This window comes from Paenibacillus sp. FSL H7-0326 (assembly GCF_001955535.1).
GTDB lineage: Bacteria > Bacillota > Bacilli > Paenibacillales > Paenibacillaceae > Paenibacillus > Paenibacillus shunpengii.
In genome coordinates, this window is the sequence record NZ_MPVN01000001.1 from 1,050,909 (window position 1) to 1,072,218 (window position 21,310).

The 21,310-nt window shown below is 48.5% G+C and carries 17 protein-coding genes and 1 pseudogene; 4 read left to right on the top strand and 14 right to left on the bottom strand.

Going from position 1 to position 21,310, the window contains the following annotated elements:
• Positions 1 to 2: 2 nt before the first annotated feature.
• The 11 genes from BK126_RS05045 to BK126_RS05090 all read right to left on the bottom strand — a co-directional run bounded on the left by BK126_RS05045 (position 3) and on the right by BK126_RS05090 (position 13,766).
• Positions 3 to 2,291: a polysaccharide lyase 8 family protein gene (locus BK126_RS05045; protein ID WP_076311570.1), complete on the bottom strand. Its 2,289-nt coding sequence runs from the start codon at positions 2,289 to 2,291 to the stop codon at positions 3 to 5.
• Between the two features lie 61 nt (positions 2,292 to 2,352).
• Complete coding sequence (locus tag BK126_RS05050) at positions 2,353 to 3,606, bottom strand: glycoside hydrolase family 88 protein (RefSeq protein ID WP_256702704.1); 1,254 nt, start codon at positions 3,604 to 3,606, stop codon at positions 2,353 to 2,355.
• A gap of 34 nt (positions 3,607 to 3,640) precedes the next feature.
• Positions 3,641 to 4,525 (bottom strand): carbohydrate ABC transporter permease, encoded by an 885-nt coding sequence (locus tag BK126_RS05055; RefSeq protein WP_256702705.1) that lies wholly within the window; start codon positions 4,523 to 4,525, stop codon positions 3,641 to 3,643.
• Positions 4,526 to 4,536: 11 nt separating this feature from the next.
• Positions 4,537 to 5,499 (bottom strand): ABC transporter permease, encoded by a 963-nt coding sequence (locus BK126_RS05060; RefSeq protein WP_076311571.1) that lies wholly within the window; start codon positions 5,497 to 5,499, stop codon positions 4,537 to 4,539.
• 209 nt (positions 5,500 to 5,708) lie between these two features.
• Positions 5,709 to 7,511 (bottom strand): beta-glucuronidase, encoded by a 1,803-nt coding sequence (gene uidA / locus BK126_RS05065; protein ID WP_076311572.1) that lies wholly within the window; start codon positions 7,509 to 7,511, stop codon positions 5,709 to 5,711.
• Positions 7,512 to 7,599: 88 nt separating this feature from the next.
• Positions 7,600 to 9,153 carry an ABC transporter substrate-binding protein gene (locus tag BK126_RS05070; protein WP_076311573.1) on the bottom strand — a complete coding sequence of 518 codons (1,554 nt, stop codon included), beginning with the start codon at positions 9,151 to 9,153 and terminating at the stop codon, positions 7,600 to 7,602.
• 148 nt (positions 9,154 to 9,301) lie between these two features.
• Positions 9,302 to 10,915, bottom strand: coding sequence for a response regulator transcription factor (locus tag BK126_RS05075; protein WP_076311574.1), 1,614 nt, complete (start codon positions 10,913 to 10,915; stop codon positions 9,302 to 9,304).
• On the bottom strand, positions 10,912 to 12,666 hold the full coding sequence (locus tag BK126_RS05080) for a cache domain-containing sensor histidine kinase (RefSeq protein ID WP_179085514.1): 1,755 nt from the start codon (positions 12,664 to 12,666) through the stop codon (positions 10,912 to 10,914). The genes BK126_RS05075 and BK126_RS05080 overlap by 4 nt, the downstream gene beginning before the upstream one ends.
• 272 nt (positions 12,667 to 12,938) lie before the next feature.
• Positions 12,939 to 13,220, bottom strand: a complete 282-nt coding sequence (locus BK126_RS05085; protein WP_076311576.1) for a sensor histidine kinase — start codon at positions 13,218 to 13,220, stop codon at positions 12,939 to 12,941.
• Positions 13,217 to 13,378: a histidine kinase gene (locus BK126_RS29010; protein ID WP_143757677.1), complete on the bottom strand. Its 162-nt coding sequence runs from the start codon at positions 13,376 to 13,378 to the stop codon at positions 13,217 to 13,219. The genes BK126_RS05085 and BK126_RS29010 overlap by 4 nt, the downstream gene beginning before the upstream one ends.
• A gap of 94 nt (positions 13,379 to 13,472) precedes the next feature.
• Positions 13,473 to 13,766 carry a hypothetical protein gene (locus tag BK126_RS05090; protein ID WP_076311577.1) on the bottom strand — a complete coding sequence of 98 codons (294 nt, stop codon included), beginning with the start codon at positions 13,764 to 13,766 and terminating at the stop codon, positions 13,473 to 13,475.
• A gap of 513 nt (positions 13,767 to 14,279) precedes the next feature.
• Here BK126_RS05090 and BK126_RS05095 point away from each other — a divergent pair.
• Complete coding sequence (locus tag BK126_RS05095) at positions 14,280 to 15,914, top strand: GMC oxidoreductase (protein WP_256702706.1); 1,635 nt, start codon at positions 14,280 to 14,282, stop codon at positions 15,912 to 15,914.
• A gap of 257 nt (positions 15,915 to 16,171) precedes the next feature.
• Here BK126_RS05095 and BK126_RS29730 read toward each other — a convergent pair.
• Positions 16,172 to 17,078 (bottom strand): annotated as a pseudogene (locus BK126_RS29730) (IS630 family transposase); the annotation flags it as partial.
• Positions 17,079 to 17,210: 132 nt separating this feature from the next.
• On the opposite strand from BK126_RS29730, the gene BK126_RS05110 reads away from it, so the two are divergent.
• The 3 genes from BK126_RS05110 (at position 17,211) to BK126_RS05115 (ending at position 19,544) form a co-directional block, all read left to right on the top strand.
• The gene (locus BK126_RS05110) at positions 17,211 to 17,861 is read left to right on the top strand and encodes a GntR family transcriptional regulator (protein ID WP_076311580.1); all 651 of its coding nucleotides are present in this window, start codon (positions 17,211 to 17,213) and stop codon (positions 17,859 to 17,861) included.
• A gap of 230 nt (positions 17,862 to 18,091) precedes the next feature.
• On the top strand, positions 18,092 to 18,223 hold the full coding sequence (locus BK126_RS29735) for a hypothetical protein (RefSeq protein ID WP_256702707.1): 132 nt from the start codon (positions 18,092 to 18,094) through the stop codon (positions 18,221 to 18,223).
• Positions 18,224 to 18,416: 193 nt separating this feature from the next.
• Positions 18,417 to 19,544, top strand: a complete 1,128-nt coding sequence (locus BK126_RS05115) for a tyrosine-protein phosphatase (protein ID WP_083655727.1) — start codon at positions 18,417 to 18,419, stop codon at positions 19,542 to 19,544.
• Between the two features lie 750 nt (positions 19,545 to 20,294).
• On the opposite strand, the gene BK126_RS29300 is transcribed toward BK126_RS05115, so the two are convergent.
• A complete protein-coding gene (locus BK126_RS29300; protein ID WP_076311582.1) occupies positions 20,295 to 20,597 on the bottom strand; it encodes a hypothetical protein in 303 nt (100 codons plus the stop codon).
• Positions 20,598 to 20,722: 125 nt separating this feature from the next.
• Positions 20,723 to 21,118 (bottom strand): apurinic/apyrimidinic endonuclease family protein, encoded by a 396-nt coding sequence (locus BK126_RS05130; RefSeq protein WP_076311583.1) that lies wholly within the window; start codon positions 21,116 to 21,118, stop codon positions 20,723 to 20,725.
• Positions 21,119 to 21,310 lie beyond the last annotated feature (192 nt).

Consider the following 21,310-nt stretch of genomic DNA (forward strand, 5'->3'; position numbering starts at 1 on the left):
TTCTATCTTCCCAATCGAATCTTCGAGGTCCCACCGTACGTCGCCTTCGCATGGTAACGCAGCTTCACCGCAGGGATTAGCTGCATCACTTCAATCTGCGGGTCATGCTCGATGATGCTCGCCGCTTCCAGCTGAAGCTCAAGCTCGATCGTCCCGCTGTTCTCATGAGTCGGGTCGCTGATGGCCACCTCCACCATTTCATCGGTGACATTAGCCATAACGGATGCCTTCCCCGTACAGGTCAAGTAAGCAGCCGAAGCGGTCTGATCGGTCCAGAAGTTCACGCCAAGAATCCCAAGCCCGGTATGCTGTACAGCATGCGCTGCAGACGATTGCTCGATAATTTTCACTGAAGGCTCATCCGCGTAACGCACCATCTCCTCCGCCGTTATGCCAGGGAGAATCACATAGGCATAACTCTCATTTTGCGGAGTCGTCCCATGGTGGAACCATACGGTCGCGTAATTCCGGAACAGCTCGGTATCAGGACCATTTCCGATTTCGCTCCATCGCCCTGTTCTTGTTTCACGCTTAGCCAGCAGGCTTGAGGTCGTCGGAAAGTAATAGCCGATATCATCCCCGGCATTGTCTCCCTGTAAGTGCATCCATTGCGTTAACGGCAGCACCGATGACCAGACCGGCTGATCCGGCATCGGCACACCGTTCACGATCAATTGGTTATTTCCCTGGTGGTTCAGCTTCCGGTTCTCGACGATGGTCTCCACTTGGAACGGCCCGTCGTAGCAGATATTAGAACCAAGTGCGACGATCTCACCTTCGAACATGAACCATGACTTTAATGCCCGCAGCGGTACCTCCACCGTGCCCGACTTATAATCCTCCAACGCCATGCTAGCCGAGCCATACAATTCTTGCAGCTGCACGCCGCCTGCCCAGCACTCGCCGCTGCGGTACATGTTTCCGAAGCTGTCTGCCCTCGGCTCATCCGTCACCGTGATGCCTGCCAGACGATAAGGGTCTACCGTTGGCCAATAGCCGTCCGAATAATGCCCCAGATCGCGGTTGTATAACGAAGTATGGCCGTGGCCGGTGTACCAGCCCTTCTTGTTCTCGCCATTAATCGATTCATATGCCGCAACTCGTTTCGAGAACATACTGATCCCGAAGGCGTATTCGGCCCGCTGCTGGACCGCCCTAGCCATGCTGCCGAACATCTTGAAGCGAGGTGCCGGAGCGGTAGCCGGTAGCCCTTCATCCTGCAGTAAGCTAACGGCAATATCCTGCAGATAGCGCGGGGTGGAGGCAAGGAACGACTTCGACTTGTCTTGCAGAATCCAATACTTCACCATGCCTTGAATTCGGGCAGCATGTTCCGTAGGCGCGAAAATGGATAGCTCAAGCAGCGCCCTAATGACGGCATGCCCCGCTTCGTGATTCTGTAGATCATGCCTTGATGCCTCGCGTCCATTAGCCATATCCATGCAAGAACCGCGGAAAATGAGCGGCGAGTAAGCTTCGTACACCCACTCGTACATCCGCTCCTTCTGCATCTCGCTGACCGCGTACGGCGAGCCATCCAGCAGACGAACCATCGTCACCAGACTGCCGATCAGATTTTTGCCGTATCCTCCGGTATAGGGAATTCCATGCTGCAGGAACGAGCCGTCCGGACAAAATCCGCCCTCGCCCTCGGTCACGTATTCGAAAAGCGGGCTTAGCGCGTCGCGCACCTGTAGCAACTTCGCTTCATCCTCCAGTATGAGCGAACGCAGCGCAATGACACGGCAGATCCATACCCGGTTGGCCCCCTTCGAGACCATCGTTGGATAATGCGGGGTGGAGTTCAGGAAGGTGTTCGGATCCGGCGTGAACCGGTCGACGGGAGCCAGATAGGCTTCCACCTGCTGACGGGACAGACTGTCCGACATCAACAGAATCGTCTCCGTCAACGCGCTCGGTACGCCGATCTCCCAATCCCACCAATTGCCGTTCGTGTCGATATGCACATTGAAGCGATTCGCGATCACCCAGTCCAGAGCGCCGATGACATCCCGGCTCAGCTGTTCGGAGCCTTCAAGCCTGGAGCCTGGCGTATGCAGCGCGATTGCCATTTGGCGCAGCCGGAAGAAATTTTTCGTCAGACCCGCGGTGACCTTAACGTCACGCAAGTCTTCCCACAGATAGTCGCGCGTCTCGTGCTTCACAAGCCGATCCCAATAGCTTTGCGCTTCTGCCGTCACATCTCGGAATTCTTCCTCCACACCGATGCTGAAGTCTCTAAAGTAACGTTCGTTGACAGTCCGTCTCCACTTCTCCCTAATATCCTGCATGTCGATTCTCCTCTCACAATACCACCCCGGTCCCTTCACCGACCGGAGCGACCAACTTCGACTACCAATACAATTGCCAATCCTTCGTCAGACGGGTCAATGCTTCCAGATAGAAATAATCGCCCCACAAATTCGCTTCATCCACGCCATGGTTATACTTCTTGAAATATACGCCGTGCAGGAGCAGTGCGTTTGACGCTGCATCTTTCTTCGACGAGTAATGGTCGTACATCGATTTCGTTATCTTCTTTGCCGCATTGGTGTAATATCGCTGTTCTTCCTCGTCGGACAGATGTTTGACCAGCTCCAGCAAACCGCACACGGCAATCGAGGAGGAGGAGCTGTCCCGCGGCTCCCCGCTGCCATCCGTGAAGTCGAGATCCCAATAGGCCACAAGATCGTCAGGACAGCGGTTTAAGAAGTAATTGGCGAGCAGCTTGCCCATCTCCAAGAAACGGGCATCTTGCGTATACAGGTAGGTGAGCACGAAGCCGTAAATTCCCCATGCTTGCCCCCGCGCCCAGCACGATTCGTCGGAATGCCCTTGGAGGGTGTTCCCTCTAAGCGCTTCGCCGGTGTCGATATCGAAGAAGAAAGTGTGGTACGTCGTACCGTCCGGCCGGACGATGTGCTTTAAGGCATTCTGCGCATGTGCATAAGCTGCGTCCTTGAAAGACGACTCTCCTGTCACTTCGCTGGCCCAGTACAGCAACGGGAGATTCATCAGGCAGTCGATAATCATCCGGCCGCGTTGATTCGGATCGTTCATATCTCCCCATGCCTGGATAATTCCCGCCGCTTCGACATAACGGCTCATCAAGTGGTTAGCTGCGCTTAATGCCGCCGATTTGGCCGCTTCATTCCCCGTCAATTTGTAGGCTGCGATGCAGGATAAGCTGTACAAGAATCCGATATCATGCGTATTGCAATCGATCTTGCGCTCTATTCGATCAATGAAGCTGTCTATGTGGGCTTCAATCGTCTTCAGATACTGCTCATCCCTTGTCTGCTCATAGGTGAGACAAAGAATGCCCGTCCAGAAGCCGGTCGTCCAGCCGACATTGGCGCCTTGAATTTTCTGCGGATTCGCATCCCGGGTATCTCCATGTACATTTAATGCATACACATTGCCAATCGTGGAGCTCGTCGGGAACCCACCCTTGAACCCGTTCAGATTTCCCTCCACTTTGCTTATGGCCGCCGCAAAAGCCTCACGGTAAACCTCCGGATGGAAATCAGGCTCGCTGCGGAATACCTCGTTCCGCATTCCTTCGTTGATGATGGCTTCGAATAGAATGTCCTTCATCCCCTTCATGGTTGAACATCTCCTTCACACGGTGTGTTTGTTTTTACCCTTTCACAGCTCCCACCATGATTCCTTTGATGAAGTACTTCTGGAAGAACGGATACGCAATCAGGATCGGCAGTACGCCGATGACGGCAATGGCCATCTTCACGGAATCGGTTGGCATGTTCTGCGAAACGTCAGCTGCCTGCGAGCTCATATTCGTATTAATGAACTGAATGTCTTGCATGATTCGGTTCAACAGGTTCTGGATGCTGAACAGCTTCGGATCTGTAATATAGATCATCCCGAGCTGCCAGTCGTTCCAATACATGATGCAGGAGAACAAGCCGATTGTCGCCATAACAGGTGTCGACAGCGGGAGGACGACATTCCACAGTGTGCGGAATTCTCCAGCCCCATCGATTTGAGCCGCTTCGACCAGCGCAGGCGGAATCGTCGACTGGAAGAAGGTGCGCATCATCATGACGTAGAAGCCATTCATCAGTAGTCCCGGTATGATCAAAGCAAAGATCGTATTCTTAACGTGGAACAGCTGCGTATAGACGAGATAGCTTGGCACCAATCCGCCATGGAACAGCATCGTGAAGAAGACCAAGAACATGATCAGCGTGCGGTGCGGCGTAACGCTTCTGGATAACGGGTAGGCCAGAAGCGCGGATATCGCCACGCTCGCTGCCGTGCCTACGACGGTGACGAATATGGTAATCCCGTAGGCCCGGGCGATATCTGATCCTCGGTCCAGCAGATACGTATAAGCGTCAATGCTGAAATCACGCGGAATGAACGAGTAACCGTGGGCGATAATCTCCTCTTGATCGGTGAAGGACGCCGAGATCAGGAGTACGAAAGGAATGAGACAAAACAAGGAAAAAGCAATCATGGTAATATAACTGAACCAGGTCAATCCTCTGCTTTCGTTTTTCAATTGGCTTCCTCCTAAAATAGCGCGTTTTCTTTGTTGTAACGCCGTACTGAGTAATTCGCGAGAATGACAAGCACGAAGCCGACGAGCGATTGATACACCCCTGCCGCCGTGGACATTCCGATATCCCCGTTGCCCATAAGACCCCGGAACACATACGTATCGATGGTCGCCGTCGTGGAGAACAACGCTCCCGACGCCATCGGCACCTGATAGAACAAGCCGAAATCTGAGTAGAAAATACGTCCGACGCTCAGCAATGTCATCATAATGATCGTTGGCATCATGATCGGCAGCGTGATGTGGAAGATCTGCTGGAGCCGGCTGGCGCCATCCAACCGTGCCGCTTCATAATACTCGTCATCGATGCCCAAAAGAGCCGCGAAGAAGACGATGCTCGAATAGCCGATGGATTTCCAGAAGTGAACAACGCTCAGAATGTAAGGCCAATACTTCGGTTCACTGTACCAGGAAACCCAATCCTCAATACCGAGCCACGGGAGAATCGTCTTGTTCAGAAAGCCGGTGTCCGGGCTAAGCAGAGCGAACACCAGGTAGCTGACGATAACCATGGAGATCAGATGGGGCAGCGTAATAATGCTTTGAATCGCTTTCAGCATGCGCTGCTGTTTGATCTCATTGAGAAGAATCGCCGTTGCGATGGCCAGTATTGTTCCCAGGACGATGAAGAACAGATTATACATAATCGTATTCCTTGTAATGATGTAGGCGTCAGAAGTTTTGAACAGGTACACGAAGTTATCGAACCCGATCCAATCACTGTCCAGTATGCCCTTGGCAAAATTAATTTTCTTGAACGCGATGACGATCCCTAGCATGGGCAAGTAGTTATTAACCAAGAGATAGATTAGTCCCGGCACCATCATAACGATAAGCGCCCAATACCTTCTATACTGATTTTGTTTTTTCGTGCTCGTCCCGGCCGCTGCGGATGCGGCCGTTGCGACTTGTGCCATATTTATTCCTCCTCGAGTAATGATCCTTCCTTAGTTCCATCATATCCAATTGCCCGCCGGCCCTCTAACGCTATGACGTACAATCGGATAACGGTATTCAGACTTTTTCTGGCCCGTCGTCTACACGGCATGGAGCGGAGCTTTACGATACAAAATAGCCCCTTCGAATCCCGTTGACGGAAATCGAAAGGGCTGGATGAAACTCGGATCTATTCGTTCCCCTTGTAACCAAAGTCTGGAATGGCCTGCCATCTTCTGCGCAGCTCATGCGCGGCAGCTTTGGGCTGCCGCTCACGGGTGAAGATTCCTTTCTTGTTTCCTTGCACCCGGATGATCCCCTGACTGGTCTGGAAATCGGCGAAGTTCCATACCTGCTCGCCGACGAAATGCTCAAATTCATCGAACACGTCATGGTTGTGGCGATAGTATTCCACCTGGTACTCTTCCGTGAACATGACCGGTTCGACATCATGCAATCCGGCAACGGTATCCGCCCCGTATTCGGTCATCATCATCGGCTTGCCCGGGCACCGCTTCATCCAGCCTTGCAGCTCGGATCGAAGGGCATTTTTGGCCGCCACGAAGTCGCCGCCGAATGCATACCAGCCATAATACCGGTTCATGCATAACACATCGACCAGCTCCGCGACTTTATCGTTATGCGGCAGCGACATAAAATGAGTCACGATCGTAACCGGTCTTTGCTGCGGGTCCAGCTGTTTGGTCCAATCGACAAGCGGCTTGAAATAAGCATCCGCCCCCTCTTCCTCAGAAGCCGGCTCATTGGCAATACACCACATAACAACGCTTGGGTGATTCTTGTCCCGTTCGATCAGCTCTCGGATAACGGTCTTGTGATCCTCGTGCGTCTGGAGCACGTCCCACGTATTCCGCTTCGGTCCCCGCTGCGGGGTGACGTTGAAATTCAGATGCATGCCGACAGCAGGAACTTCGTCGATCACGACAATGCCTTCAAGGTCCGCCAGTCGCATTAACTCCTCCGAATAAGGATAATGAGCCGTCCGGAACGAGTTCGCCCCCATCCACTTCATGAGCCGGAAATCCATGACGTTCGACGCTTCATTCAAACCTCTGCCGTTTATCGGCATGTCCTCGTGTTTGCCGAAGCCCTTGAAGTAGAACGGTTTGCCATTAATAAGAAACTTGCCGTCCGCCACCTGGACGGTTCGGATCCCGAAAGGCTGCTCATAGATATCAATTACATTTCCGTCTTGGAACAATTCAACTTTGAGCGAATAAAGGTAGGATTGAAGAGGTTCCCACAGCTTGGCAGCGTCGATTCGGATCGTTCCGGTCTGTCCTTCATGCCGCCCGACAACTGCCCCCGATTCGTCTACTGCCGATACGCGAACCTCTGATTCCCCCTCCACTGAGGTATCATATCGGACAACGCCTGCAGCACCATCCAATTCCGTAATGATCGCAACATCTTTCACATAGGTTTTGGGTGTGGTATAGAGTTTAACCGGTCTGTGAAGTCCAGAGTAGTTGAAGAAGTCAAAGTACGGGCTGTTTTTGATGACCTTCCCGACGCCCGGAACTTCGCTCTCGGAGTAGCTGCCCATCGGAAGCGTAGTCTCATCGACGATATTATTGACGGCTACCGTAAGCCGATTTCGGCCGCTCTGCAGGAATGAATTGATTTCCGCCTCGAAAGGCGTGAATCCGCCTTTATGTTCCATGACGAATCGGCCGTTCACATAGACCTGGGCATAGTGCGTAGCGGAACCAAGCCGAAGCACGATTCGCTCGGATGCGAGCACCATCGGCACCGAGAATTCCCGCTCGTACCATACCCAACCCACATGATTACGTATATCTGAAGCAACGCCGACGTCGTTGTAGGAAGCCGGGACCGACATGCTGATCGTGCCCATCAACGGCTCGTTAAACCATTCTCCTTCCATTCCGTGACCTTGATCCAGCTTGAAGCTCCAAATTCCGCTTAGATCAATAAGACTCCGTGTTTCCGTCACAATCGGATACAACATATGCCTCTTCTCCTTTGTTCGTTGACTTGTCATTATGCTTGAATAATAGAAATAGCCGGGCTTGCACCGGCTATTCGGAGGGTTTACTTTACTTTTGAGTTGCTGCCCACGCATCCAATTGTTTTTGTTTCTCGGCGATGACTTTGTCGATCCCCGCAGACTTCAGCTTTGCCCGAAACTCCGGCAAAACCGATGCCGGATCCAGCGCACCGGACTCCAGGCCTTTCGCGAATTCGTCCGTCACGTTCTTAAGGGCCGTCATTTCATTCTTGACCGGTTCCGAATTGAAGGAGAAGCCGAGCGCTTTTGATTTGATTGCTGTCGCGTTCGCTTCCTTCGTCAAGATCCACTTGTCTGCGCCTTCTGTCTTGAACGGATAAGTGAGGAGCGGATTACCGATCAACCAAGCTTGATTCGAGTAAGCAACCGTCTTGGAATCCACGCCGGCAGGGAACTCGACCGTGTTCTCCGCATTCAACACATAATGCTTGTCTTTGATTCCCCATTGGAGCAGATTCGCGATAGCCGGATCCGAGTACATCAGATTCATGAACATCATCGCCCGCTCCGGCTTGGCGGAATTAGCCGAAATCGTCCACACGCCGGTTAACACTTCGCTGGTCGTCGAGTACGTTTCCTTCATCAAAGGAGCAACCACCAACTCACGTCCTGACGCTCTCATCTCGCTATCTAATGCCGCTGTTTTATTGTTGACAAAGTATGAGAATGCCTTCCCAGCCTTTACCATATCCGCGTCATTGACCTGGCTTGTTGCGGCATCTTTATTAATATATCCCGCCTTGAACCAGCTGCGCATTTTGTTAACGGTAGATTCATATTCTTGGGTCTCATATAGATTATCGAGCTTGAGCCCATTGTCATATCCTGGAAGAACCCCGTATTTATCGCCCATCTTGTCATACCATTGATAGACATCCATTGGTCCGGAGAGACCTCTGCCAAGCGGCGACATGGACGGCTCGTTGTCTTTGATTGTCTGAAATACGGCATCCAAATCGTCTAACGATTGAATCGCATTCACATCGATCTTATATTTTTCAACCAAGTCCTTCCTCATCACGATTCCCGGGTGTCCGGTTGTAAAATCCTTAAGAACCGGTACGCCATACAGCTTGCCGTTCACCTTGGCGCTGTCAAGATAAGCAGGGTCGAATTGTTTGGTCAGGTCTTGGCCGTATTGCTCAAGAAGCGGATCTAGCTCGATGATTTTGCCGGCCGCTACGTCACTTCCATAAGCGGCACCGAAGGAGAAGAACATGTCCAGCTTCTCGCCGCCGGAAGTCATCAAGTTCAGCTGCTGCCCCCAGGTACCGATGCTGATTGGCAGAAGCTCAACCGTCGTATTAATCTTCGCCCGCGTAATTTTATTGATCTCCTCTTGCACAATCTTCATATCCTGCGGTATTGCTCCAAACACCGGTAAAGCAATGGCGACCTCGTACGGATCCTTCGTCGCTTCGTTCGCGCTCGAGCCGTTGCCCGCTCCTGCATTCGCATCTGCAGCTGGCGTCTCGCTGGAAGCATTGTTCTTCCCATTGTTTGAAGACGAACATGCAGTAATCGTGCCCGTTAACAACACGGAGACAAGCGCCAGTGCGGCAAGCTTCCCTTTTCTACTCATCGTATTCCCCCTTGAAAGCTGTGTTGGTTTGCATCCTTATCATATCGCTCTTTAAGAATGCCTTCTAACACTTTGTCGAACATCATTATAACGCTTTCATGACTTTATTGACCCGCTATTCAGAGACATTGTTGTCAAGCGGCCCGATTTATTTCATTTCTCTCCGATCCATATGTTGATTGCGATATTCCATAGGGCCCATGCCCACATACTTCTTAAATATTTTAGCAAAGTGCGAGAAATTGCCATAGCCGATTGATTCTGCCACGGCACTGATCGGTTTCTTGGTCTGGGCTAATAGTTTCTTGGAATGGTTGATTCGTTCCAATATCACGTAATCGGAAAGAGAGCCTCCTGTTTCTTTCTTGAAAAGCCGGGACATGTAATCGGGATTCATGTAAACATGTTCCGCTATGTTCTCCCGCGACAAGTCCTGGTCAATGTTCAATGAAACAAATCGTTTAATCGCCTCTACGACTGAATCTGTCTTCGATAACGCTTCGACTTGGTCCATTGCTCTGATGACTGCATGTTGAACCCATTTCATCATATTCGTTACGGACCGCCCCGACATTTCCAAGATATCTCTGGATTGTTCATCACCAAACAATTGATTCGCAACGATTGCATTCGAATTCAGGAAGGCGTACAGCACCTGCATGAAATCCTGATTGAATCGATGCAGAATCTGCGCATCGATCTCCAAATTACGAATGAGGCCGGACAGATACTCTTCCACCTCACGGATGACAGATTCCTTGGAGCCATTTTTCAGTAATGCCGAAACGTCGCGCAACGCCGGCAATTGGGGCTGCTCTGTACTAGGACCTCCCGCAAGATATGGGAACACTTGATTGACATGAACCACGTTATTCCGATCGTAAGCCCTTAACTCCGCAACCATACAGGCCATCTCATGCGTTTCTACTGTCGAACCGAAATAACAGGATAAATCACAATAGAAATGGTGGTGACAGAAATCAATATATTGACTGCATGCTGCTTGCAGCTCCATGTTGTTCCATAGTATTCCACGATTGTTCACCAAAATAATTAGCAGCATTCCGCGATCGAGCTGAAAGCAGATGCCGTTCGCACCTTTGTTCAAGATCACTTCTTCCGCCAAATTCTTGAGTGCGTACTCCAATACCTTCTCATCTCGGCGTTTCAGCACCTTTGTCCAACCTTCCACGGATATCAAAATCGGCAGGAAGATCGAATCCTCTGTGATCGGAATCTGATTGCGCTTCACCTGCTCTTGGATAGCGGCAGGCTTGCTCGGAATGGTATCATTGATCAAATCCAGCCAGAAGCGTTCGATAATCAAGGAGTGATGCTGGAGCCACATTTGGTGGGAATAGCTGTTACGATTGTTTTCACTGTTTGTATCAATCACAAATTGCGCCTTCCGGATCGTATACTCTAGCTCCTCTCTCGGTACCGGCTTCAGCAAATATTCTAGACTTCCCAGCTTCAGCGCTTCTTTGGCATATTTGAAATCGGCATGGCTGGTTAAGAAAATCGTAGCCGTATGGGGATGATGATCCTTGACCCAGGCTAACAACTCCAAACCGTTGCCTTGCGGCATTTCGATATCGCATAGCAGAATATCGATCTGATTCTCTTCAAACACTTCTTTGGCTTGCCGAATGTTAAAGGCCGTATGCAATTCGCCGATCTGCAGTTTTTCAAGGTCCAGATCGGATTTGAGTCCTTTGATGACAAGCACCTCATCATCTACCAAAAGCATGTTGTAGGTCATGCTGAGCCCTCCATTACCGGATCTATTGGGATAGTCATCTCGACCACCGCGCCTCCGCTTTCCTTCTGATTATAAAATTGGATCGTGACCTGATCCCCATACAATAGCTTCAGTCTGCGCTGAGCGTTCCAAATCCCCGTGTTCTCGCCAAGCTCATTCTCCACGCTTCTGCCCGACTGAAGTATTTGGAGCATCTCTTTCGGGAAACCTGGTCCTGTATCCTGAATTCTGATCAGCATGCGGGGGCCCTGCTCATCCTCCAGCTCATCAATCCAAACCAAGACCTGAACAGATTCATCCATTGTGACAGCATGTTTGATTGCATTTTCAACAAAGGACTGGATAATAAGTGGTGGAATCGGAATTTCCTTCAAATAATTTGCCACTTCGACGGACCAGGTTAATTGCTCCGGGAATCGCAGCATCTGGATCCGCATGTAATTCTGAATATGCTCCAGCTCGTCTTTCAGTTTCACAAACGAAGTATTGCTGCGGAACATAAAACGGAAATACCGGATGAGAGACATCGTCATCTCTTGAATCAACGCATAGTCTTGTACCTTCGCCAGGGTATAGACGATGTTAAGCGAGTTCAGGAAGAAATGAGGGTTAACCTGCAGCTGCAGGCGTTGCAATTCTTCTCTCTGCTTATTCAATTGTTCTTCGAACACATTCGTACGGAGGGCTTGAATCTCCGTCATCATCTCGTTGAAGGAGTCGCCGAGGGTTTGAAATTCTTCTGAATTGTCGTTCATGGCAACCCGGCTGCTCCAATCCCCTTGCCGAACCTTTTTCATCGTCATCAGGATCCGGTATATAGGGACTAATAAGGCCCTTCTCATGAAGTATAGGCCGATAGGAATGAGTAAGAACGATGAGGCTGTAATGAACCAGATCAGCCCTTGAAGATAAGGAAGTTTCGCCAATATATCGCGATCCGGAATCAGTGCTACCAGATTAAAGTTACCCTTCGAAGAAGGAGCACCGACAACGAGAAATTTCTTCTCCGCGCCCGATAATTCATAATTATTCAACGTCAAATGCAGTTGAACGCCGGCATTCTGGAATAGAGTCGCTGTAATTGGCCTACCTTGATCATCGGCTAGAAGGATGTTCCCTTCCTCACCGATTTGCAAGGCATGAAGCGGATTTAACAACACATCCGTTTTGAGCCAGCCCCCAATTACCACATCTCCCGTTCGTACGATATCCGCGATATAATACTCCTTGCCAATTTGAAAGTAGAACCATCTTTTCGTGGACATCCCTTTGGGGACGTGATCAGATTCAATCAGCTTGATCAGATAGCTTTGAACCTCCATTCTCTCCTCATAATGAGAATCCTGCGTCCCGGGAACATCCATGTAGTCAGATTTACTTCCAATATAGACGAAGAAGGAGCTTAACGAACGATACAAGGGCACATCGTTGGATAGTTTTTTATACAAATAAATTTTTGCTTTATAGTACTCCGTATCCGTCACAGCCTGGCTGAGTGATATCAAGTCGTATCCCGAGCCCGCTGCATTATTCAAATACGCATCAATATCGTTCAGACTACTATCAATCTGACTCATATATAAATTGAGCATATTTTTGTAAGAATCGGCGACTTGGCCGCGAACCGTATGAATCGCATAGAAGTTATTATAGATAAGCATGGCTACAAGGGGCACGGTCATAAACAGAACACTGGCGACCAGCTTGTATCGCAAGGGAATTTGCCACCATAAATTTTTACGGTCATCCACAGCTTTCATCTCCTTTAGGCATTCTTGTCCAGGGATACTTATAATCATTCTTGAAATCGACTATTCACCACGCAAGATCTTTATCTCCAATAATACAGAACTCAAATGCATCCTGCTAACACTTTCACGAATCACAATATAACGTAAATCCGACGATAAGAACCAAGTAACTGTAGTTTCAATAACTGGGTCATCTGACGATTCGTACGGTCATATCTTCATTGCAATAATTAGGTTTAACAGTCTGACTACTTCTCTAAGACGTTTTGCTATCACATAATTAGTGTCCAAAAGCTCCCTAAGTGCTTCTTCGAACATTTCGATACCATCGTCTCTAACTTCGATCCAGAGCATGCCATCTTCTTGTAACCTGAGATGTCCAGATGGCCAAAGGCTCGTTTCGGCTTTAGCCCATGATAAATCGCATTTTCCACCAAAGGCTGACTTGTCAGCTTCAAGATTCGATAATCTAAGTACTCCGCCGGTATGTGAATCGTATAATCGATTTCATTTTTGTAGCGCAGATGTTGGATATACAAGTAATTGCGAATCATTTCGCTCTCTTCTCGTACCGTGATGATCTCGTTCCCCCGCTCATGGAACGCATGTAGAAGGATGCCAACGCCATAGTCGCTTTTTTCGCTTCTCTAGTCCAGCCTAATTCAGCCAGCGTATAGACAATAGAAAAATGAGGACGAATCTGCTGTTGCATCAGAACCAGCTCATATTTTCACTTCGTGGTTGCTCCTCCCTGATGTCGTCGATCAACTGCCGAATATGCTCAGTCATGCGATGATAAGTGAATGTTAATTGCCAACCTCACTACGACTGAAAATAGTCGGGACAACCTTATACAGATCCCGATCCGTCTCGCGCATGGTTTGGATCAGATGTTGGAAGGGCTTCACGATGTTGAAAGATAGTTTTACCGCAACGAGCACGATAACAAGTGCGCACAGCAGGATGACAATGAGCGAAATCTTTTGGAAAATTTGATAATCCTTCATCAACTCGTCCAGAGATACTTGATAAAGGATCAGCCATTTGTTGTGGGTAAGCGGGTATTTGGTGTACACGATCTTCTGATTGTCGATGTTCATCACGTCACCTTCTGCCTTATTGCTTTGAAGCAGCGGATTCAGAATCGGACCGCATGTAAGACTTCGCCGCGGTCCGTCGAGGAGATGATTCAGTGATTTTCATCAATCAAATAGAAGTTGCTTGTTATTAAATCGTTCATCTGCTCAAACAATGAGGAAATCTGATCCTCGCCAACGTATATATTCTGTTACGAATGGAGACCAAAGAAAAAAGAAAAAAGAAAAAACCACCTGTAATCAGCGACTTTCAGCCTTTAGTGTCATAGCAGCGAATAGCCTGCTTATGGGGTAAAGAGCGACATTAGAATAAAGAACAAAGAGGCGATGATGCTTTTGATCGTGTCTCTACTTTAATTTCATTATGGCTTCCATGCCACACAGCTTAGCTCTTTGGCGATTATAAAAGTGGCACTAATCTGAGAAATAGTGTCCTTGAGCAATTGTTCCCCGCAACATAGGACACTCTTTTTCAATCATATATTGTTAGCAGCAATAAAAAGGGGGCGAGGCAAATTGAGAATATACATAGCTCATGAAAAGGATACGCTGTGGACGATCGCTCAAAAAACATCATGTGCTTTAGAAGCCCTTGCCGCTCTAAATCCGGCAATAACCGATTCAAATGCTGATTTGGCCGGAAGGCAAGTACGTCTCCCATCCTCCGCCTCTTCAGTCAAACGGAATATCAGCCTGCCAATTTGTCCGCCGCTTCCCCTCCCTCCATCGCCAGATGCGGAATGGCTACCTTTGGCCTCGCTTGAGGATATGCAGAGAACGGAGTACGATGTGCTCATCGTCGGCACAGGTGCAGGCGGAGGAGCGGCGCTTTGGAGACTGATCCAGCAGCTAGGCGCCAGCGGTAAACGGATTGGAGTCCTGGAACGAGGGAGCATTGCCATTCCGACGCATGCGCAAAATATTGCAACCATGGATACTCCAACTTTGCTGCAATACAAGAAAAGGTTCTCCCATACCGTTGCCGACTATTTTACTTCGCAGGTATATGCATTGGGCGGCAGAACCTTGTTTTGGGGGGCGACAAGCCCTCGTATGCCTGTTTCCGAGCTTGCAAAATGGCCGATCCCTATAGAGGAAATGAACAATTATTACACATTGGCGGAGAAGGTCATGAACGTTACCGGTAATTACACGAAAAGCGCGTTTTTAACCCAGATTCTTTTGGCGCGTCTGCAGCGTAGCGGCTTTGCTGATGCAATCGACGAACCGATAGCCATCAATCTGGAGCCCGTCAGCCAAAACGGCGTTCTTAATTCCAACCCGTTTTTCAGCTCTATTTTATTTTTTGCACATGCATTGAATGCCTCTTATGATTTGGCGGTTAACGCTCGGGTCGTCAAGGTGCTGACGGATCGGAACCGGGCTGTAGGCGTTGAGGCGACTTCCCCTGACAAACGGACCTATGTGCTGAAGGCCAAGCATATCGTATTGGCGGCAAGCACATTCGGCACGACGCAAATTTTATTAAATTCGGGGATTCATGGACCAGCCATCGGCCATTATTTCACAAACCATACTCGGGTGCTAGGGAAAGGAAGCCTAAACCGCCAGGAATTTCCCGAGGTGCTGGGACCGCTTCGTATTTTGATTCCGGGCAAGGAAGATAGACCTTATCAAATACAAATCGGCGGGCCGGGAGACTTCACTTGGGACCAATATCGGATGCAGCCGCTTCGGCAAGAGTGGGACTGCTACTTTGCTGCTTTCGGAGAAGTGGAATCCCGCTATGAGAATCATGTTTATCTGGATCCTGCCGAACGCGACCAAGACGGCGTCCCCAGACTCAAATTGCAGTTCTCCTACAGCGAAAGGGATCTGTTCGTGATCGAGCAAATGGCCGAGGGCATAAAGTATGCTGCCTCTGCTATGAATATCCCGCTCACGCTGGGCAATGGCCCTTCCATTTGCCTAGCGGTACCCGGAGTGGTCTCGCATGAAATGGGAACCTGCCGGATAGGGGAAGACACTTCAACGTCAGGCACCAACCTGGATGGTCAAATCCACGGAATACAGGGACTTTATGCGGCGGACGGAAGCGTCATTCCAACTAGCGGAACGGCCAATATTACACTGACGATTGTGGCTCTGGCGATCCGTATGGCAGATACAATCGTTCGGCAGTTGAAGTAACGTGCACCTCAAATTGCTCTGAAAAACGGAAAAAAGAAGGGATATGCCAGCAAAGCTTGGCAACCACCTTACCCAATCTTAGAATCTTATTGGATTAGTACGCCGTCCAGCCGAAAAACAACTCTTGTTTCCGTTAATAGAATCAATTGTTGTTTTAGACTCCGCGTTTTTTACACTCATCTGAAAAGGGGTGTCCTTAAGCAATTGCCCAACAGCATAGGACACTCTTTATATATAAGTTGAACTAATGAGAGCAATCATAGCCTGATGCACAGACGATCAATGATTTTTATGGGATCTGTCATGATGTTTTCTATGAAGGCACGAACGTTTTTGCGAATCTCCGTCGTGGTATGGTAGAAAACATTGTTAATGACATCGGACTTCAGCCATTTCCAAAGTCCTTCAACGATATTCAGTTGAGGGCTGTATGGAGGTAGAAACACAAGCTTAAGCCTCCCGTTCATCTCTTTGAGGAAGGGTTCTAACAATTTCGCGTGATGGATACGTGCGTTGTCCAATATCAGCACGATTTTCCCAGTTGGATACGCAAGAACCACTTTCCGGAGAAAGGACAGGAACGTTTCCGCAGTGTACTCCTCATCTTCCTGCCATACAATCTCCCCTGTGACATAATCAAGCGTAGCTAGCAGTTTTACGCCTCTATGTTTACCAGTGGTTTTAATGATGCGCTGCTTTCCTTTTGCAAACCACGTATGCTGTAGCGCTTGATAATCGCGAATCATACTCTCATCTTCAAACAAGATGTGATCAATTTCGCCGTTTTCGTAATTTTTTTAACTTCGGAAAGGTAGTTTCGACAAATGCTTTTTGCTTTTCTTCGTCAGCTGCTGCCAGCGTATAGGTTGGCTTGGTATAGCTGAGTCCCAATCGATGCATCATTTTAGATACGCCTCGAATGGAGTAATTTTTTCCGAACTCACGTTTGATATATTCTCCAATTAACTGCAATGTCCAATTGAATTTGGCTGTAAAACCGACTTCATGAGGTAGTGATTCCATTATGGTTTGCTTTAATTGTGATTGCTGTTCCTTCGTTAAACGTTCGGGTGCTCCGGTAGAAAATCTCATGATCAGACCGTCAAGCCCATGTTTTCGATAGGTACGAATATATTCTTTGATCGTATATTCTGATTTTCCAATCGATGAAAATGAGCGAAGGTTTTTAAATTAACATTTCACATCCAATACAAACCACTAGTTGACATTTAACTTGCATGCATGTTTTATTATTGTAGTATACGCTATGATCAAACTTAAAGGAGTCATACATGAATGTCCAATCTTCCTCTTGCGGATATAGCCTACCAGACAATTCGACAGAAATTACTGAATGCTGAATATGTACCTGGCGACCTCCTCTCCGAGAACGTGTTAGCCGGAGAACTTAATATGAGCAGGACACCGATTCGAACCGCTATCGACCGCTTAGAGAAAGAGGGATTTTTGGAAACTCTTAAAAAGCGCGGGGTCTTGGTGAAGGAGATAAATGTAAAAGAGTTGTTCGATATTATTGATTTGTTTTCCGCGTTATATATGTATGCGTTAGACATCCTTGAGCAGGAACTGTACGAGATCGATTTGGAAGCTATGAAGGAGTGTTTGGACAGTCTTATACGAGCGAGCGAAGAGAAACGGTCCCGTGATTATTACGAGAACGGCTTACTTCTAATGCGAACCCTTCTGGCCTCTGTTCAAAATCAATGCATTTTGAATACGTTCGATTCTTATAAAGATAAATTATTATTTTACATCGTAGTGAGTCGGGCGACGAAACACCAGAACCAGCCTTATACTGCAAAAAAGCTTTATGTTGAAATTTATGAGCATTTGTCCACTCGTGACTTTGCTAAAGTTAAAAAGGCACTTCAAGATTCAGAATACCAACGAGCCAGAGACCAACTTGTCAGAATCGTATTGGGATAAACGTATAAGGGATAAAGTCTTTCACTTCGGTGAAGGACTTTTTTTATTGAACGATGTTTTTTACAAAATATTCAAACTCAGAGTGCTTGACTAATCTTACATACAAGTTATAATGTTTTTGTATACAAGAAAAAAATCGGAGGGATGCGAGATGATCTACTTGTATTTAGTTGGTTAACAATTGCTAGTTAGAATCAAAAATTTGCATCAAATTTAAGGGGAATCGATTCATGAAATTCATATCGATTTTTTGCTGTAATCCTGTTTGTACTTATGTTGTCGGTCGTGCTGACCGCTTGCGGGAAGGACTTAAGCAAGCAGTCTATTTCCAGCGCGAAAGTGGAACGTTCGCAGGAAGGTAATTTGATTGTTTCCTGGGAAACGACAAATACTGAGATCTATTGGGGAACGACGCCGGATCAGACGACGAAAGGCAAACAGTCCATCATCATAAATTCTTAACATCACTCTGTGTTCCGCAAACAAAGCTGATCTATAATCCGACTTGCATACAACTTAGGTATAACTAGTATACTAATTTGGAGGGATTCATCAATGAAAAAAATCGTATTATTCGGTTCGGTGCTTTCGCTCGCGTACGCATCCAGCTTTATGGCCCCGGTACACAGCGCTGCCGGTTCGAAGGCGCCGATCGTTTCGTCCGTGAAGCAGGGCATCATCACGGGGGCAAGCGTAGAACGCACGCAAGAAGGAAAGCTGATCATCCGGTGGAACAGCGACCGGGATCTCGGCGCGGCCAAAGTATACTGGAGCACGAGTCCGGACGGCGGGTGGAAGGAGCTTGCCAGAACTTACATTCACTACCATGGCTACGTAACGACGGATCCGAACCCGGGCAGCCGCGTTTATTTCAAAATCAAAGGCGGCTCCGGCTCGACGATAACGGTCGCGGAGCGCAAGTTGCCGCTGAAAGGTACGATCAACTTCCGCGATCTGGGTGGCTACCGGACGGCTGACGGTCACACCGTGAAATGGGGCAAGCTCTACCGTTCGGACGAACTGGCTGCGCTGACGGAGTCGGATATCGCATATTTGATCAAGACCGGGCTCAAAACAGACCTCGATTACCGTACTAGCAACGAAGTAAAGCAGAAGCCGGACCCAGTAATCGAAGGTGTCACGTATGTGCTTAACTCGGTTTTCGAAGATTCCGGTGATTCCGACAATTCCGGCCAGCCCGTCGATTTTAAAGCGCTGCTTGCCGGCGAACCCGGCGAGCTCGCGATCAAGGTGAACCGGGACATGGTGGCCGCCCCGGATGCGTTCAAGCAGCTGTTCGAGCTCATTCTTGACCCCGCCAATGCCGCGGTTCTCCAGCACTGTACGGCGGGCAAGGATCGTACAGGTTTGGGGTCGGCGCTTGTCCTGCTCGCTCTCGGCGTGCCGGAAGAGACGGTTATTGAGGATTACCTGCTCAGCAACAAGTACCGCGAGCAGCTCACCAAAGCGACTCTCGAGGCGATGCTCAAGAGAAACGTCATCAACGTCAACGATAAGTCGTTCGAAGGCATGAAGGCGCTCTTGGAGGTACGCCGGGAATATATCGAGGCTGCTATTGAGGAAATGAAAAACAGTTACGGTTCCGTAGATTCGTACCTTGAGAAGGGCCTCGGATTGACGGCCGAGAAGCGCGCCAAGCTGAAGAAGCTGTACTTGAAGTAGCGCCTTTGGGCTCTGAAAGGCTTGCCCCCTGAGTAAGCCAGCAGCATGTTCATCTGCTAAATGCGGGTTACTCCGCTTACGGCACCCCATGAAGAAAGGGGCTGTCCCAAAAGTCATCATAGATGACTGCAGGCTGTAGAGAAACCCACGCTTTTTCCGAAGTGATGGGTTTCTCTTGTGCGCCCAGCATAGGCGCTATCTCTAGGGTTCAAGTCCCGAACGGTGAAGGCAGTAGTAGCCATAGCTTATGGTAAGGGTGTCCACTGCGAGGTGGAATCTGAAGGAAACCGGCGGCAAATCTCCGGTCTGAGGAACACGAACATCATAGAAGGCTAACGTACGTTGGATGAGACTGCAAGACAAGTCAAAGTCCTTACTGCCAAAGGCGTACGAGAGTAAATGAAGCAGATAGATGGAGAGGAAGATAGCGTCCTTACCTGGGGAGATCTGTACGAACGCGAAGTAAGCTTCGTAACCTTGCTCGAGAGGGCAGGCTGAACGTACAGAAGTCAGCAGAGGCCATAGTACGCAGGCTGTTGCAACAGCCTGCGTAAGGGCCGAACATGGAATAGGAATGGAACGTACTTGGCGTTCGAGGATGAGCGTCGAAAGCAGACAATGAAGTTAGACTGAATAGTAGACACAGATTATACTATATAAGTTGAAATAAAGACTCCCGTTGCATTTGGAAAGGATTTCTACCCCCCACACGTCGAATAAAAAGAAATCACTAATTGGCGGGTGAGGGTATTATGGAAACGAATATGCCGAATATGCAGGCGTTACAAGAAGTAGAGCAATGTTTGAAACGTGAGAAGGGTCGTCTTTCGCTTTCATAGCCTCAGGATTCAGTTCAACTCCATAAATAGGCGTTATGTTGGAACAGCCCCAAGTGAAATAAATTCTGCTATCATCATCAACGAACAGATTCGGATCCCAAAAAGGGAACTCCCCAAGTATCTCTTCGAATTCCCCCCTGGACGGGATCTTTTGTCCTGAATAAGGAGCAGTTTTTACTTTTTGATGATGCGGAAAAATAAATGTATTCCCCAATTACCCGTATATCCGGAGCATAGTCATAAATCGGTACGTCTTTCAGGGGGTGGAAGTCCCAATCTACGAGATTATCGCTTGTAAGGAATCCGGCCGTCATTGATGGAAAAAGGTAATACTTCCCTTTAAACAGAATCAACGATGGATCCGCTGCTTCCTCTCGGGACATAGAACGAAAAAATACGGATATAGGGGGTATCGAAATAATGGGCCAAATGAATAGCGCGCATGAAATCCTTCACATGAGGCGTAAAATCTTTGGTAATCGGCGTATTTCCGATCGGCGAAGCGATGGAGGCAATTTGGAAGCCCCGGGCATTCACCCGCTTTTTGATCTCTTCGATTTCCTGGTCTGACAGCTGCAATACATTTATTCCGCGCACCGTCCGCAAATCGATATGATAAATCTCTTCAGCGGCAAGTAGATCCATCTGCGTTTCCATATCCGGAGCAAACTCGTCGCCAAAAGCCGACAATGTGACTAAAGTTTTTTTTGGTCGTTTGGCCATGTTCAATGCCATTACACCCCCTAACTAATCGTTATATACTTATGCGGACATGCGGCTCATATGACTAAGGGAATGTCGGATCATAGTAGTTAAGATATCAATTAGAAAAATTCAATCATATGTCGTAATCAAAGTCGGCTCAGGAAGCTATGACTTCGTATCCGACCCAACTAACTATTGAGATTATTCCATTACTCATTTCTA

Bases quoted from the DNA above. Each gene is read 5' to 3' on its own strand.
- BK126_RS05045 (WP_076311570.1), bottom strand. From the start codon at position 2,291: ATGCAGGATATTAGGGAGAAGTGGAGACGGACTGTCAACGAACGTTAC.
- BK126_RS05050 (WP_256702704.1), bottom strand. From the start codon at position 3,606: ATGAAGGGGATGAAGGACATTCTATTCGAAGCCATCATCAACGAAGGA.
- BK126_RS05060 (WP_076311571.1), bottom strand. From the start codon at position 5,499: ATGGCACAAGTCGCAACGGCCGCATCCGCAGCGGCCGGGACGAGCACG.
- uidA (WP_076311572.1), bottom strand. From the start codon at position 7,511: ATGTTGTATCCGATTGTGACGGAAACACGGAGTCTTATTGATCTAAGC.
- BK126_RS05070 (WP_076311573.1), bottom strand. From the start codon at position 9,153: ATGAGTAGAAAAGGGAAGCTTGCCGCACTGGCGCTTGTCTCCGTGTTG.
- BK126_RS05075 (WP_076311574.1), bottom strand. From the start codon at position 10,915: ATGACCTACAACATGCTTTTGGTAGATGATGAGGTGCTTGTCATCAAA.
- BK126_RS05085 (WP_076311576.1), bottom strand. From the start codon at position 13,220: ATGATTCGCAATTACTTGTATATCCAACATCTGCGCTACAAAAATGAA.
- BK126_RS29010 (WP_143757677.1), bottom strand. From the start codon at position 13,378: ATGCAACAGCAGATTCGTCCTCATTTTTCTATTGTCTATACGCTGGCT.
- BK126_RS05090 (WP_076311577.1), bottom strand. From the start codon at position 13,766: ATGAACATCGACAATCAGAAGATCGTGTACACCAAATACCCGCTTACC.
- BK126_RS05110 (WP_076311580.1), top strand. From the start codon at position 17,211: ATGTCCAATCTTCCTCTTGCGGATATAGCCTACCAGACAATTCGACAG.
- BK126_RS29735 (WP_256702707.1), top strand. From the start codon at position 18,092: ATGAAATTCATATCGATTTTTTGCTGTAATCCTGTTTGTACTTATGTT.
- BK126_RS05115 (WP_083655727.1), top strand. From the start codon at position 18,417: ATGAAAAAAATCGTATTATTCGGTTCGGTGCTTTCGCTCGCGTACGCA.
- BK126_RS05130 (WP_076311583.1), bottom strand. From the start codon at position 21,118: ATGGCATTGAACATGGCCAAACGACCAAAAAAAACTTTAGTCACATTG.